This window comes from Streptomyces sp. NPDC016677 (assembly GCF_055562815.1).
The window spans coordinates 321,471-335,746 of record NZ_JBVHEO010000005.1 but is presented as its reverse complement, the minus strand read 5'-3'; the positions used below and the strand labels follow the sequence as shown (position 1 = coordinate 335,746).

Annotated in this window: 14 protein-coding genes; 7 read left to right on the top strand and 7 right to left on the bottom strand. The window is 73.3% G+C overall.

Going from position 1 to position 14,276, the window contains the following annotated elements; genetic code table 11:
• The first annotated feature begins 3 nt into the window (after positions 1 to 3).
• Complete coding sequence (locus ACZ3IG_RS17680; protein ID WP_467432920.1) at positions 4 to 3,159, top strand: ATP-binding protein; 3,156 nt, start codon at positions 4 to 6, stop codon at positions 3,157 to 3,159.
• On the opposite strand, the gene ACZ3IG_RS17675 is transcribed toward ACZ3IG_RS17680, so the two are convergent.
• From ACZ3IG_RS17675 to ACZ3IG_RS17665, 3 genes are read right to left on the bottom strand one after another with little or no spacing between them, the layout of a single operon-like run.
• Positions 3,137 to 3,934 (bottom strand): ABC transporter permease, encoded by a 798-nt coding sequence (locus ACZ3IG_RS17675; protein WP_467432919.1) that lies wholly within the window; start codon positions 3,932 to 3,934, stop codon positions 3,137 to 3,139. The two genes, ACZ3IG_RS17680 and ACZ3IG_RS17675, sit on opposite strands and share 23 nt — an antisense overlap.
• On the bottom strand, positions 3,931 to 4,911 hold the full coding sequence (locus ACZ3IG_RS17670; RefSeq protein WP_467432916.1) for an ATP-binding cassette domain-containing protein: 981 nt from the start codon (positions 4,909 to 4,911) through the stop codon (positions 3,931 to 3,933). The genes ACZ3IG_RS17675 and ACZ3IG_RS17670 overlap by 4 nt, the downstream gene beginning before the upstream one ends.
• Positions 4,912 to 4,958: 47 nt before the next feature.
• Entirely contained in the window at positions 4,959 to 5,435 is a 477-nt protein-coding gene (locus ACZ3IG_RS17665; RefSeq protein WP_467432915.1) for an ATP-binding protein, read from the bottom strand.
• A 155-nt stretch (positions 5,436 to 5,590) separates the two neighbouring features.
• Between ACZ3IG_RS17665 and ACZ3IG_RS17660 the strand changes: the two genes are divergently transcribed.
• The 3 genes from ACZ3IG_RS17660 to ACZ3IG_RS17650 all read left to right on the top strand — a co-directional run bounded on the left by ACZ3IG_RS17660 (position 5,591) and on the right by ACZ3IG_RS17650 (position 6,886).
• On the top strand, positions 5,591 to 6,442 hold the full coding sequence (locus tag ACZ3IG_RS17660) for a helix-turn-helix domain-containing protein (protein ID WP_467432912.1): 852 nt from the start codon (positions 5,591 to 5,593) through the stop codon (positions 6,440 to 6,442).
• 4 nt (positions 6,443 to 6,446) lie between these two features.
• A complete protein-coding gene (locus ACZ3IG_RS17655) occupies positions 6,447 to 6,632 on the top strand; it encodes a DUF397 domain-containing protein (RefSeq protein WP_467432911.1) in 186 nt (61 codons plus the stop codon).
• A gap of 68 nt (positions 6,633 to 6,700) precedes the next feature.
• Complete coding sequence (locus ACZ3IG_RS17650) at positions 6,701 to 6,886, top strand: DUF397 domain-containing protein (RefSeq protein ID WP_467432908.1); 186 nt, start codon at positions 6,701 to 6,703, stop codon at positions 6,884 to 6,886.
• Between the two features lie 12 nt (positions 6,887 to 6,898).
• On the opposite strand, the gene ACZ3IG_RS17645 is transcribed toward ACZ3IG_RS17650, so the two are convergent.
• Both ACZ3IG_RS17645 and ACZ3IG_RS17640 read right to left on the bottom strand, forming a co-directional pair.
• Positions 6,899 to 7,924 carry a hemolysin family protein gene (locus ACZ3IG_RS17645; protein WP_467432906.1) on the bottom strand — a complete coding sequence of 342 codons (1,026 nt, stop codon included), beginning with the start codon at positions 7,922 to 7,924 and terminating at the stop codon, positions 6,899 to 6,901.
• The gene (locus tag ACZ3IG_RS17640; RefSeq protein WP_467432904.1) at positions 7,921 to 9,276 is read right to left on the bottom strand and encodes a hemolysin family protein; all 1,356 of its coding nucleotides are present in this window, start codon (positions 9,274 to 9,276) and stop codon (positions 7,921 to 7,923) included. The genes ACZ3IG_RS17645 and ACZ3IG_RS17640 overlap by 4 nt, the downstream gene beginning before the upstream one ends.
• Before the next feature lie 248 nt (positions 9,277 to 9,524).
• Between ACZ3IG_RS17640 and ACZ3IG_RS17635 the strand changes: the two genes are divergently transcribed.
• Positions 9,525 to 9,980: a tellurite resistance TerB family protein gene (locus tag ACZ3IG_RS17635; RefSeq protein WP_467432903.1), complete on the top strand. Its 456-nt coding sequence runs from the start codon at positions 9,525 to 9,527 to the stop codon at positions 9,978 to 9,980.
• Between the two features lie 33 nt (positions 9,981 to 10,013).
• Positions 10,014 to 10,235 (top strand): twin-arginine translocase TatA/TatE family subunit, encoded by a 222-nt coding sequence (locus ACZ3IG_RS17630; RefSeq protein ID WP_467432900.1) that lies wholly within the window; start codon positions 10,014 to 10,016, stop codon positions 10,233 to 10,235.
• A 139-nt stretch (positions 10,236 to 10,374) separates the two neighbouring features.
• Here the strand turns inward: ACZ3IG_RS17630 and ACZ3IG_RS17625 are convergent, their stop codons facing one another.
• A complete protein-coding gene (locus tag ACZ3IG_RS17625) occupies positions 10,375 to 11,997 on the bottom strand; it encodes a right-handed parallel beta-helix repeat-containing protein (protein WP_467432899.1) in 1,623 nt (540 codons plus the stop codon).
• Positions 11,998 to 12,110: 113 nt separating this feature from the next.
• Between ACZ3IG_RS17625 and ACZ3IG_RS17620 the strand changes: the two genes are divergently transcribed.
• A complete protein-coding gene (locus ACZ3IG_RS17620; protein WP_467432896.1) occupies positions 12,111 to 12,485 on the top strand; it encodes a DUF6479 family protein in 375 nt (124 codons plus the stop codon).
• Between the two features lie 67 nt (positions 12,486 to 12,552).
• Here the strand turns inward: ACZ3IG_RS17620 and ACZ3IG_RS17615 are convergent, their stop codons facing one another.
• The gene (locus ACZ3IG_RS17615) at positions 12,553 to 14,223 is read right to left on the bottom strand and encodes a glycoside hydrolase family 13 protein (RefSeq protein WP_467432894.1); all 1,671 of its coding nucleotides are present in this window, start codon (positions 14,221 to 14,223) and stop codon (positions 12,553 to 12,555) included.
• Between the last annotated feature and the right edge of the window lie 53 nt (positions 14,224 to 14,276).

Sequence of the window (14,276 nt, the reverse complement as noted above, 5' to 3'; positions counted from 1 at the left end):
CGCATGACCACCGAGCTGGTACTGCTGTCCGACGTCCGTTGCCGCGGGCGGGAGATCACCGCCCCGCGGCCGCGCGGCCTGCTGGCGCTGCTGGCGGACGAGGTGCGCACCGGATGCGGCACGGGCCGGCTGGTGGAGGGCCTGTGGCCGGACGAGCGGCCGGAGCGCCCGGCCAAGGCCGTCCAGGTACTGGTCTCCCGGCTCCGGTCGCGGCTCGGCGCCGACCTGATCGTGAGCACGCCGACCGGCTACCGGCTGGCGCTGGACGAACGGCAGGTCGACAGCTCCGCGCTCCTCCTGCACGAGGCGGCGGGCGCGGAACGGGCCGCGGCCGGGGACCACGCGGGCGCGCTGCGCGAGGCGGAGGCCGGTCTCGCGCTGTGGGACGGCACGGTCGGCGCCGGCGAGGACCCGCGCGATCCGGTGGTGGCGCTGCGCACGGCACGCGCCGGGGCGTACCGCTCCCTGGTCCGCACCCGCGCGCTGGCGCTCGCCCGCTCCGGGCGCCGGGCGGAGGCGGCGGCGCCCCTGGCGGAGCTGGCCGGGACGGCGCCGTACGACGAGGAGGTACTGGCGGAGCTGCTGCGCTGCGAGGCGGCCGGCGCGGGCCGGGCCGCCGCCCTGACCCGGTACGAGAACCACCGCCGCAGGCTCCGCGACGAACTGGGCACCGACCCCGGGCGGGAGCTGAAGTCCGTCCAGCGGGAGCTGCTGGCCGCGGACGCGCCGCCGGTCCGCCACGGCGTGCCGCACGACCCCAACCCGCTGCTGGGCCGGGACGCCGACATCGCCGCCGTGTCCGCGCTGCTGCGCACCGCCCGGGTGGTCACCGTCGTCGGGCCGGGCGGGCTGGGCAAGACCCGGCTCGCGCACGCCGTGGCCCGCGCGGCCGAACAGCCCGTCGTGCACTTCGTGCCGCTGGCCGGGGTCACCGACGGCGCCGACGTGGCCGGCGAGGTGGCCTCCGCGGTGGGCACCGGGGAGGGACGGCAGTTCGCCGGGGGCGGCCCGGACGTGGTGGGCGGCATCCTCACCGCGCTGGGCGCCGGGCCCGCCCTGCTGGTGCTGGACAACTGCGAGCAGGTGATCGACGGCGCCGCCGACCTCGTACAGGCGCTGACGGCGCGGTCCGCGCGGCTGCGGGTGCTGGCCACCAGCCGGGCCCCGCTGGGGCTGTCCTCGGAGTCCCTGTACGCCCTTCCCGAACTCTCCCCGGCCACCTCCGCCGCCCTCTTCGCGCAGCGGGCGCGGGCGGCCCGGCCCGGTGTGGAACTGGACCCCGACGCCGTCGCCGAGATCTGCCGCCACCTGGACGGGCTGCCGCTCGCCGTCGAACTGGCCGCCGCCCGGGTGCGGGTGCTGTCCGTGCCCGACATATCCCGGCGCCTCAGGGACCGTTTCGCGCTGCTGCGCGGCGGCGCCCGGGACGCGCCCGAACGGCACCGGACCCTGCGGGCGGTGGTCGAGTGGAGCTGGAACCTGCTGGAGGACGACGGCCGGGCCGCGCTGCGGGCGCTGTCGGTCTTCCCCCGCGGCTTCACCGAGGACGCCGCCGCCTACTTCGTGGGCAGTGCCGCGGACACCCTGGACCTGCTGGAGCGGCTCGCCGGGCAGTCGCTGCTGAAGGTGGACGACAGCCCCGCCGGGGTGCGTTTCCACATGCTGGAGACGCTGCGGGAGTTCAGCGCCGCCCGGCGCGCGGAGGCCGGCGAGGAGGAGGCGGTCACCGGCCGGTTCCTGGCCTGGGCGCGGGACTTCGGACGCGCCCACCACGACGTGCTGTTCAGCGGCGACCCGGTGCCCTCCTGGCACCGCATCCGCGCCGAGCAGGACAACCTCGTCCTCGCCCTGCGATGCGCCCTGGCCCGGTCCGACGGTCCCGCCACCGCCGCCCTGACCGCCGTACTGGCCTCCCTGTGGGCCACCGACACCCACTACGAGCGGCTCGCCGCCCTCGCCGCCGACACCGGGGGCCCGCTGTCCCGGTTCCGGCCCGGACCCGAGGACGTCGAACCGGCCCGCACCGCGGCGACGGTGTGCGCGGCCAGCCTCTTCATGGGCTACGGCCCGCACGCCGTACGCCAGCTCGTCACCCTGCGCCGGCTGCCGCCCGCCCCGCCGGACACGGTGCTGCGGGCGATGGCCCTGGTGCTGCGCGCGTTCCCCGAGATGCGCCCGCCGCGCTACGAGCGGCTGACGGAGCTGTGCGAGGCGGACGAACCGCTGCTGGCCTGCCTCGCCTCCGGCACCGCCAGCTACCTCTGGCAGTCCCGGAACGAACCGGAGCGCGCCCTGGAGTACGCCCGCCGGATGCTGGAGGCGCTCGGGCCGCTGGAGAACCCCGCGGTACGGCTGCTGTGCCACGGGCGGATCAGCGAACTGTGCCTGCGCGGCGAGCGGGGCGAGGAGGCGTACGTCCATCTGCGGGCCGCGCTCGACGCGTTCGGCGGGTCCGGGGACTGGACGGACCTGATCGGGGTCCGCTGGGGGCTGGTGCTGGCCTGCCTCCAGCGCGGGGAGACCGACGAGGCGGAGTACTGGCTGCGGCTCGCCTCCCTGGACCGGAGTTCCTCGGACCCCGCCGCCGTCTACACCCCCGACCTCGTGGCCCGCGCGGAGATAGCGCTGGCCCGGGGGCTGACCGAGGTGGGGCTCGGGCTGTGGCGCCAGGCGGTGGAACGGCTGCGGGAGGACGGGTCGCAGTACGCCGGCGATCCGTTCATGGACCCCTGGTCGCTGGAGGTGCGGTCGGCCGCGGTGGCGGCGCACGCGCTGCACGGGCGGCCGGCGCCGGTGGCGGGGCTGGCGGCGGAGTTGCGGGAGGAGCTGCTGGGGATGCTGCCGGGGGCGGAGACGAGGGGTGCCTCTCCCGGCGGCGGTCCCGCCGAACTGCCGCCGTACGGCACGGCGTTGATGGCGATCGGGCTGACCGGGCTGGCCTCGGGGGACGCGGAGGCGGTGCGGCTGGTGGCGCTGGCGGAACGGCTGCCGTTGGTACGGGAGTTCCCCACTCTGTCCGCCGTCCGGGCCCGGCGGGCCGCCGAGGACGCCGACCGGGCGGCGTACACCGGGGCAAGGTCGGCGTACGCCGCCCTGGGGCGGGAGGAGCTGTGGGCGCGGGCGGCGCGGGAACTGCTCAGCGCCGCGGCTCGCCCGTGAACAGGGCCCTGGACCAGACGTACCCGAGCACCACCAGCCCCAGCGACCAGCCCAGCGCCAGCACGGCGTTGGCCGTCCCGATGCCCGTGCCGGACAGCAGTCCGCGCAGCGTCTCGATGACGGGCGTGAACGGCTGGTACTCGGCGAACCAGCGGAACCAGCCCGGCATCGCGTCCACCGGCACGAACGCGCTGCCCAGCATCGGCAGCAGCACCAGCGGCATGCCGATGTTGCTGGCGCCCTCGGCGTTGGGGCTGACCAGGCCGATGCCGACCGCGATCCAGGTGACGGCCAGGCTGAACAGGGCCAGCAGCCCGGCCGCCGCCAGCCACTCCACGGGCGTCGCGCCGGACCGGAACCCGAGGGCGAACCCGAGGGCCAGCACCAGCGCCAGGGCGCCCAGCGTCTGGATCACGCTGCCCAGGACGTGGCCGGTCAGCACCGAGGAACGGGAGATCGCCATGGTGCGGAACCGGGCGATGATCCCCTCGGTCATGTCCATCGCCACGGACACGGCGATGCCCAGGGCGGTGCCGCCGACGGTCATCAGCAGGATGCCGGGGAGCAGGTAGGCGAGGTACTCGGCGCGGTCGGGGCCGCCGCCGTTGATGCCGGCGCTCATCACGTCCCCGAAGACGTAGACGAAGAGCAGGAGCAGCATGACCGGGGTGAGCAGGAGGTTGAGGGTGAGGGAGGGGTAGCGGCGGGCGTGCAGGAGGTTGCGCCGCAGCATGGTCAGGTTGTCGCGCAGGGCGTGGGTGGGGGGCGTGCTCATCGGACGGTCTCCTCGGTCTGGGCGGGTACGGCGTTTCCGGTCAGGGCGAAGAACACGTCGTCCAGGTCAGGGGTGTGCACGGACAGTTCGTCGGCCTCGATCCCGGCCGCGTCCAGCCAGTCGAGGACCGCGCGCAGCTCGCGCTGGCTGCCGTCGCTGGGGATGTGCAGGGTGAGGGCCTGGTCGTCGCGCGTCGTCTCGCGCAGGGCCTCCGCGGCCCGCCCGTACGCCACCGGGTCGGCGAAACGCAGCCGCACGTGCCCGCCCGGCACCAGCCGCTTCAGCTCCTCCGCGCTGCCCTCGGCGACGAACCGGCCGCCGTCCAGGACGGCGATCCGGTCGGCGAGCTGGTCGGCCTCCTCCAGGTACTGGGTGGTGAGGAAGACGGTGACCCCGTCGGAGACCAGTTCCCGGATGATCCCCCACATGGTGTGCCGGGAACGGGGGTCGAGCCCGGTCGTCGGCTCGTCCAGGAAGATGATGCGCGGGTCGCCGACCAGCGTCATGGCGATGTCCAGCCGCCGCTTCATGCCGCCCGAGTAGGTCGAGGCCGGCTTCTTCGCCGCGTCGACCAGGTCGAACCGCTCCAGCAGCTCGGCGGTGACCCGCCGTCCCTCGTCCTTGGACAGGTGGTGCAGGTCGGCCATGAGCAGCATGTTCTCCTCCCCGGTGATCAGCCCGTCCACGGCGGAGAACTGCCCGGTGACCCCGATCGCGGCCCGCACCGCCTGTGCCCCGGCGACCAGGTCGTGCCCGGCGATCCGCGCCTGTCCGGCGTCGGCGGAGATCAGCGTGGAGAGGATGTTGACCACCGTGGTCTTGCCGGCGCCGTTCGGCCCGAGCAGGGCGAAGACGGTGCCGGCGGGCACGTGGAGGCCGATGCCGTCGAGAACGGTCTTGTCCCCGTAGGACTTGCGCAGTCCGTCGGCCTCGATGGCGGCCGGGCGCCGCTCGGTGTCGCGCTCTGTCGTCGTCATGGGGAGAGCGTGCGGGCCGGGTGGTTCAGATGGGCTTCCACTCGGTTTCAGCGCGACCGCCGACTGCCCGTGGCGCTGAAACGGGGTGCGGGCCAGGCGGTGGGCCCCAGCTCGCACCAGACGTACTTCCCTCGACCACTCTCCCCGGCCAGCGGCCGCCAGCCCCACCCGTCGGCGCACGCCCGCACCAGCGCCAGTCCCCGCCCGTCCTCCGCGTACAGGGCCTGGTCGAGGGGGCCCGACGGCTCCGGCGGCGACGGGTCCGCGTCCCACGCGCCGATCCGGAGGACCCCGCTCCCCGACCAGCCGACCCGCAGCGCCGCCGGCCCTTTGGTGTGCCGTACGGCGTTGGAGATCAACTCCGCCGCGAGCAGCTCCGCCACATCGACGAGGCCGATCAGTCCATGCATCGTGAGGATCAGCCGGAGGGTGCGGCGACAGACGGTGACGGCACGCGGATCGTGCGGGATGTGGAGGGAGTACTCCCACGGTTCGCATGGGGAGTCGGGTTGGGTCTCGGACATGGGGATTCCTCCGTCGGTGAAGAGGCGGAGTGACAGCATTGAGTGCCTGTCACGTCACCGACGGTAGGACCTAAATTTAGGTCCGAGCAAGCTGTTGCCGTAATCTTGCCCCCGAACGAGTCACCTCGGCTTGGCCGTTGGCGCGAGGAGAGCACATGGGACGTCGTCAGGAGCCGACCGCGCGTCAGGTGCGTCTGGGCCTCGAACTGCGCAAACTGCGCGAGGCGGCGGGGCTGAAGGCGACTGAGGCGGCGAGGCTGCTCGGCGTCAGCTCGGTGCAGATGAGCCAGATCGAGTCCGCGATCTCAGGAGTCAGTGAGGCCCGCGTCCGCCGCCTCGCCGGCCACTACTCGTGCGCCGACGAGCAGTTGATCTCCGCCTTGGTCGCCATGGCGACGGACAGGACACGCGGCTGGTGGGACGAGTACCGGGGCGACTTGCCCACGCAGTTCCTGGACCTGTCCGAACTTGAGCACCACGCTCGCTACCGGTGGGACGTGGAGTTCCTGCACGTCCCAGGTCTCCTGCAGACCGAGGACTACGCCCGAGCCCTGTTCTCCTTCGTGAACCCGGAGTTCCCGGTGAGTGAGGTGGAGCGCTGGGTGGAGCACCGGATGAGGCGCAGGGTCATCATCGAGCGGTCCCGTCCAACTCCGTACAGGGCCGTTATTCACGAAGGGGCGCTGCGCATCCGGGTCGGTGACCGCCGAGCGGCACGGGTCCAGTTGGCCCGCGTCCTGGAACTGTCGGAGGCCGATCACGTGACCGTGCGGGTGATCCCGTTCGACCTGGACGGCTTCCGCGGGGCCGGGAGCGCCATGGTCTACGCGGGCGGAGCGGTGCCCGAGCTGGACACCGTGGTCCGCGACGGCCCCAACGGCCCGGTCTACTTCGACGCCGAGGCTCAACTCCACCGGTACCGAACACTGTTTCGTAGAGTTGAGGCCATGTCGCTCGACCCCGGGCGCTCGCGTGAGTTCATCCGCAGGCTGGCGAAGGAGCTGTGAGGGCATGACGATCGCTGACGTCTGGCAGAAGTCGTCCTACTCCGGAGGCGGTCAGGGCGACGCCTGTGTGGAAGTCGCCCGGCGCCCCGCTCACATATCCGTCCGTGACTCGAAGGTCCCCGACCAAGGCGTTCTCACCTTCCCGGGCCCCGCGTTCACCGCCTTCGTCGACGCGTTGAAGAAGAACTGAACCGCCCGCCGGGCCCTGTTCCGTCAGGATGTCCTCCACAACCTGGCGAAGGAGCTGTGAGGTCCGCTATGACAACCTCCGACACCTGGAAGAAGTCGTCCCACTCCGGCGGAGGCGACGGCAACGCCTGTGTGGAAGTCGCCCGTCGCCCCGCCCGCATATCCGTCCGTGACTCGAAGGTCCCCGACCGAGGCGTTCTCACCTTCCCGGGCCCCGCGTTCACCGCCTTCGTCGACGCGCTGAAGAAGAACTGAACCGCCCGCCGGTCACCCCACCGGCTCCGCCGCCGGGCCCACCAGTTCCGTCAGGACGTCCTCCATCGTCACGAAGCCGAGGACCGTGCCCGTCTCGCCCGTGACCGCCGCCAGGTGGCTGCCCGTGGCGCGCAGGGCGGTCAGGGTGTCGTCCAGCGGGGTGTCGATGCGGACGCGGGTGACCGGGTGCAGTGCCGTGCGCGGGAACGGGCGGTCGCGGTCGGTCAGGCCCAGGGTGTCCTTGATGTGGAGGTAGCCGAGCAGCGTGCCGCTGGGGCCGCTGACCGGGAAGCGGGAGTAGCCCGCCTCGGCGGCCAGCCGCTCCAGTTCGGCCGGGGTGACGGTGTGGGTGACCGTACGCATCTGCTGCGGCGGGACGAGGATCTCGCCGACCGGGCGGGTGCCCAGTTCCAGCGCGTCGCGCAGCCGTTCGCCGTCGGCCGGGGCGAGCAGCCCGGCCTCGCTGGCGTCGTCCACCATGCGGGCCAGCTGGTCGTCGGTGAAGACGGCCTCGACCTCGTCCTTCGGCTCGACCTTGAGCAGCTTCAGCAGGGTGTTGGCGAAGGCGTTGATGCCGAAGATCACCGGCTTGAGCGCCCGGGTGAGGGCGACCAGCGGCGGGCCGAGGACCATCGCGGTGGCGGCCGGGGCGGCCAGCGCGATGTTCTTCGGGATCATCTCGCCGATCAGCATGTGCGCGTACGTGGCGAGCGTCAGGGCGATCGCGAAGGCGATGGGGTGGACCAGCGCGTGCGGGACGTGCACCGCCTCGAAGGCGGGCTCCAGCAGGTGCGCGATGGCCGGTTCGGCGACCGCGCCCAGCACCAGCGAGGAGACGGTGATGCCGAGCTGGGCCGTGGCCAGCAGCGCGGAGATGTGCTCCAGGCCCCACAGCGTCATCCGGGCCCGCTTGTCGCCCTGCTGGGCGCGCGGCTCGATCTGGCTGCGCCGTACGGAGATCAGGGCGAACTCGCCGCCCACGAAGAACGCGTTGGTCACCAGCGTCAGGGCGCCGATGAGCAGCTGGACGACGGTCATCGGACGGCCTCCGTACGGTCCTGGCGGTCCTGCCGCTGTTCCTGGCGCTGTTCCTGCGCGGGTACGGCCGGCGGCGCGGTGATGCGCAGCCGGTCGGCGCGGTGGTGGTCGACGCCGAGGACGTCCAGCCGCCAGCCGTCCAGCTCCACGGCGTCGCCCTTGGCGGGGATGCGCTTCAGATGCGTGGCGACCAGTCCGGCCAGGGTCTCGTACGGGCCCTCCGGCGCGGTCAGGCCGATCGTGGCGAGCTGGTCGATGCGGACCGAGCCGTCCGCCTCCCACGCCCCCTCGCCGGCGGGCTGGAGGTCGGGGACCTCGACGGGGTCGTGCTCGTCGCGGACCTCGCCGACGACCTCCTCGACGATGTCCTCCACCGTGGCCACGCCCGCCGTGCCGCCGTACTCGTCGATGACGACGGCCATGGTGCGGGCGGCGCGCATGCGCTCCAGGAGACGGTCGGCGGGCAGGCTGTCGGGGACCAGGAGCGGGGCGGTGGCCAGGTCGGTGACCGGGGTGGCCGCCCGCTTCTCCGGCTCCAGGGCCAGTACGTCACGGATGTGGACGGTGCCGATGACCTCGTCCAGGCTCTCCCGGTAGACCGGGAAGCGCGACAGGCCGGTGGCGTGGGACAGGTTGGCGGCGTCCGCGGCGGTGGCGTGCGCCTCCAGGGCCTTGACGTCCACGCGGGGCGTCATCACGTTCTCCGCGGTCAGCTCGCTCAGGTGCAGCGTGCGCACGAACAGCTCGGCCGAGTCCGCCTCCAGGGCGCCCTCCGCGGCCGAGTGCCGGGCCAGGGCGACCAGCTCCTCGGGGCTGCGGGCGGAGGCCAGCTCCTCGGCGGGCTCCAGGCCGAAGCGGCGCACGAAGCGGTTCGCGGTGTTGTTCAGGTGGCTGATGAACGGGCCGAAGGCGGCCGTGAAGCCGCGCTGCGGCGTGGCCACCACCTTGGCCACGGCCAGCGGCCGGGAGATCGCCCAGTTCTTGGGGACCAGCTCGCCGACGACCATCAGCACGACGGTGGAGAGGGCCACGCCGAGCACGGTCGCCACGGTGGACGCGGCGCCGCCCAGGCCGATCGCCTTCAGCGGGCCGCGCAGCAGCGCGGCGAGCGACGGCTCGGCGAGCATGCCGATGACCAGGGAGGTGACGGTGATGCCGAGCTGGGCGCCGGAGAGCTGGAGGGTCAGGCGGCGTACGGCCTTCAGGGCGCTGTCGGCGCCGCGCTCGCCGTTCTCGGCGGCGCGCTCCAGGTCACCGCGCTCGACGGTGGTGAGGGAGAACTCGGCCGCGACGAAGACGGCGCAGAGCAGGGTGAGGAGGACGGCCAGCAGGAGCAGCAGGACCTCGGTCACCGCGCCACCCCCGCACCCATGAGGTCCGCGGTGCTGTCACCGGGAGTATGGCCACGGCCGGTACTGGGAGGTTCCATTACGGAACGGGGCTCCTTTTACGGGTATAGGGGGATGGTCGTGTCCCATGGTAAAGGACGGGCAAAGCCTTGGCGAGGCTCTACTCGACTGTAGAGAACGGTCCGGTGGGCCCGCTTGTTCCCCGGCGTTCCCTGGTAGCTTCTACATCACTGTAGAGGAATGGAGTGCTCATGGCCCTGTGGGACCGCCTCAAGGAGTCGGCGTCGCAGATGCAGACCCAGCTCGTGGCGAAGAAGAACGATCTGAAGAGCGGCGCCTTCCGGGACGCGAGCATGGCCATGTGCGCCCTGGTCGCGGCGGCCGACGGCACCGTGGACCCGGCCGAGCGGCAGCGGGTGGCCCAGCTCATCGCCGCCAACGACGTGCTCCAGAACTTCCCCGCCGACGACCTGCGCCGCCGGTTCGAGCAGAACCTGGACAAGTTGACGGCCGACTTCGCGTTCGGCAAGGTCAGCGTGTTGCAGGAGATCGCCAAGGCGAAGAAGAAGCCCGCCGAGGCCCGCGCGGTGGTCCAGATCGGCATCGTCATCGGCGGTGCCGACGGGGACTTCGACAAGGACGAGCAGGCGGTGGTGCGGGAGGCGTGCTACGCCCTCGACCTGCCGCCGCACGAGTTCGATCTCTGACCGGCCGGACCGGACCCAGGAACAGGGGGCGCAGTGTTCGGACTGAGCGAACTGGCGATCATCCTCATCGTCATCGCCGTCGTCGTGGGCGTGAAGAAGCTGCCGGAACTGACCCGATCGGCGGGCAAGTCCGCGCGCATCCTCAAGGCCGAGGCGCGGGCGATGAAGGAGAGCGAGACGCCGGGGGAGCCGCGGGTGATCCAGGGCGAGGCGGTCCGCGAGGACGCGCCGGGGAACGGGACCGGCGAGCGCTGACCCGGCCCGCGGCCCGGTGCCCGGTGCCCCGTGCCCCGTGCCCCGTGCCCCGTGCCCCGTGCCCCGACCGGGGGTCACCCGGCCGCGTCACCCGTAGCCGGCGCCCGGCCCCGTCACCCGTCGTCGGCGCCCGGCCCCGTCACCCGTCGTTGTCCCGCCACCGCCCCCCGGCCGGGGCCGCGTCGAACCGGGTGGCCGAGGAGCCGTTGCCGCCGAAGTCGTTGCCGCAGACCCGGCCGCCCGACCACACGGCGTCCTCGGTGATCCACAGGGCGTGCGTCTGGGTGCGCGGGTGCCCGTCGTCGCGGACGCGGTTGCCGTGTACGCAGGGATGGGCGACGGGTGCGGCGACGGTGAGGCCGGCCCGGGGAGCGGGGGCCTGGGGAAGCGCGTAGGCGCGGCCGTCGGCAGGGGTGCCGGCGGGCCAGGCGGTGGGCGCGCCCGGCCGGACGGGGGCGAGGGTCAGCTCCGTCGCGGTGTTGCCCGTGACCAGGGCGGTGGCGTCCCCCACCGTGACCCGCTTCCCCAGGTGGCCGTCCGGCGGCCAGTCGGCACTGTCGTCGGTCAGGGACAGCGGCCCGTACCGCACGCCCGCGCCGGCTCCGGACGCCGCCGGTGCGGCCCGGCGGCCGTTGTCGCGGACGCGGTTGCCGAGGAAGGCCGGTTCGCGCAGCGCGGCGTCGACGCGGACGCCGTCCAGGCCGTTGCCGCGGATCTCGTTCGACTCCAGCACGATGTCGGTGGCGGGCTCCTGGTCGCCGCCGGCCAGGTTGTGCTGCCAGTACCCGTACCGGCCGTTGCCGCTGATCCGGTTGCCACGGAAGGCGTACGGCCCCGGGGTGTTGCCGAGCGCGACGCCGTCCTGGACGTTGCCGTCGACGACACACCCGGTGACGATGCCGCCCCGCCCGCCGACGCTCGTCGTCCCCTGCGCGGACACGTCGAACCCGGCGACGTGGTTGCCGGCCATCACGCACCCGGTGACCAGCAGCCCGTCGGCGCCCCAGTCGGAGATGCCGTAGCGGTTGTCCTCGGTGTGGCAGGCGGTGACGCGGATGCCGCGGGGCGGGGTCCACTCCTCCTGCTGGAGTTCGAAGAAGATCCCGTTGGTGCCGTTGCCGGTGGCGGTGCAGTCGGTCACGGCGAGCCGCTCGACCGGTCCCCACCCCCCGATGCCGATGCCGATCCCGGCGCCGCCCATCCCCTCCCCCGGGTCCAGCCGCCCGCACCGCTCGACGAGCAGCCCCTCGACGACGGTGTCCTGGAGGAAGTCGCAGCCGAACCCGGTGGCGGCGGTGTCGTGGATGTACAGGTCACTGAAGCGGGCCCGCCGCACGTACTGCATCCCGAGCCCTTTGGCGAGCACCTCGTACCCCTCGGTCCGCACCCCCGACCCGTCGATCTCGAAGTGGGCGAAGGTGAGGTCGGCGAGGTGGTTGCCCGGGCCGGCGCCGTGCTGGGCGGCGGTGAACCAGGCCAGCGGCACCGGCGCCGCCGGCGCCCCGGGATTGCGCAGCACGAAACAGGTGGCCCCGCGCCCCGCCCCCACCAGCGACACGCCGCTGCGCCACACCACCGCCCGGTCCTGGACGACGTACCGCCCGGCGGGGACGTACACGGTGCGCGGCCGGCCGTCGGCGGCGACGGCGTCACCGAGCATGTCCACGAGCCTCTGCAACGCCGGCCCGTCGTCGGCCGAGCCGTCCCCGGCGAGGCCGTACGCGCGGGCGTCGGCCGTGAGCGGCACAGTCAGGACACTCATAGGGGCCTCTCCTTCCACCGCCGCCCGGGTACCAGCGCCCCTCCCTTCCCAATCCCGGCGCACAATCCAGACTTTCTATCGCTTTTCACCTTTTCCGGGGCGATAATCACACCATGAGTACGGCAACGTATGAACTGCTGGCCGCAACGCAGCACACGCTCAACATGACCGCGGCCTTCCTCGGCGGGCTGGTGATCGCCGGCGCGCTGATCTGGGCCGTACGCATCGGCATGCGCGTCCTGGACCGGGACACCAGCCACCCGCGCCCCGACGAGCAGCCCAGGCTTCCGCTCACCGGTCCGGTGCACGAGGAACGGGAGATGCGGGAACCGGACGACGTGCCCGTGATGGCCGACGGAGGCGCACGGCTCATGCCGTACGAACTCCACCCCGCGAGCACCCGCCGAGGAAAGGACCAGAACCGGCGCCGCTGGCTGCCCGGCTCCACGGGCTCCTTCGGCGGCGGCGGGCTGCCACGCGGTCTGTGAGCGATCGCCCCTGGGAACCCGCCCCTGACGGCTCGGCCGGGCGCCCGGCCGAGCCGTCAGGCCGCTCCTACAACGCCAGCCACACCGTCGTGTCCGGGCCCAGCCGGCCGTCCACCAGGGGCGCGCTGCTCAGCAGTACCTCGCCCGCCGGGAGGTCGACCACCCGGTCGGAGAGGTTGGCGACGCAGCGCCAGCCGGGTGAGCGGTCGAAGCGGAGGACGCCCGGCGGGGCCTCCTCCGACCAGGTCAGGGTCTCACCGTCGAGGAGCTTGCGGCGCAGGCGCAGGGCCGTGCGGTACAGCTCCAGGGTCGAGCCCTCGACCCCGTCCTGGGCCTGGACGGCGTACGCCGCGAAGGACGGCGGCTGCGGCAGCCAGCCACCGGCCGCGCCGAAGCCGTACGACGGGCCGTCCGTCGTCCACGGCAACGGCACCCGGCATCCGTCGCGGCCCTTGCGGACGTGCCCGGTCTGCTCCCAGATCGGGTCCTGGAGGACCTCGGTGGGCAGGTCGGCGACCTCGGGCAGGCCCAGTTCCTCGCCCTGGTAGAGGTAGGCCGAACCGGGCAGCGCCAGCATCAGCAGGTTCGCGGCGCGGGCGCGGCGCAGGCCGGCCTCCTCGTCGAGGGCGGGGGCGGTGCCGCCGGACAGCAGCCAGGCGTCGGGGTCGGTGCCGGGCGGCAGCATCAGCCGGGAGACGGGGCGGACCACGTCGTGGTTGGCCAGCACCCAGGTGGCGGAGGCCCCGGCGGCGGCCGCGTCGGCGAGCGAGCCCTCGATGACCTCGCGCAGCCCGGCGGCGTCCCAGGGGGCCTTCAGGTACTCGAAGTTGAACGCCTGCCCCAGTTCGTCCGGGCGGGCGTACAGCGCGCGCCGGGCGCCCGGCACCCACGCCTCGGCCACCGCCATCCGGGGCGGGGTGTAGGCGTCGAGGATCTTGCGCCAGTCGCGGTAGATCTCGTGGACGTCGTCCCGGTCGTAGAAGGGGTGGGTGCCGGGCTCGAACTCGCCGAGCGCCGCCTCGTCGCTCAGCTCGGGGGCGCCGAGGTCGCGCAGCGGTTCGGTGAGGTCCTTGGCGAGGGCGTGGGCGACGTCGACCCGGAAGCCGTCGACGCCCCGGTCCGACCAGAACTTGAGGGTGGTGCGGAAGTCGGCGCGGACCTGCTCGTTCTCCCAGTTCAGGTCGGGCTGCTGGGGGGCGAAGAGGTGCAGGTACCACTGCCCGTCGGGCACCCGCCGCCAGGCGCTGCCGCCGAAGACGGACTGCCAGTCGGTGGGCGGCAGTTCGCCGTGCTCGCCGCGTCCGTCGCGGAAGACGTACCGGTCGCGGGCGGCCGAGCCGGGCCCGGCGGCCAGGGCCTCGCGGAACCAGGGGTGGCGGTGCGAGGTGTGGTTGGGGACGAGGTCGACGATCACCTTCAGGCCGAGGCGGTGCGCCTCGGCGGTCAGCGCGTCGAAGTCGTCCAGGGTGCCCAGGCGGGGGTCGACGTCCCGGTAGTCGTCGACGTCGTAGCCGCCGTCGGCCAGCTCGGACGGGTAGAACGGGCTGAGCCACAGCGCGTCCACGCCGAGCCCGGCCAGATGGGTGAGGCGCTGGGTGATGCCCCTGAGGTCACCCAGCCCGTCCCCGTCGGCGTCGGCGAAGCTGCGCGGATAGATCTGGTAGATGACGGCCTGCCGCCACCAGTTGGGGTCCTGGGACGACAGGTCGGGGGTGCCGGATGCGGTGCGTACGGTCACTCGGTTCCCTTCGCGGTGCGTGCGGGCGACACGAGTAGGTCTGTCCACATCGC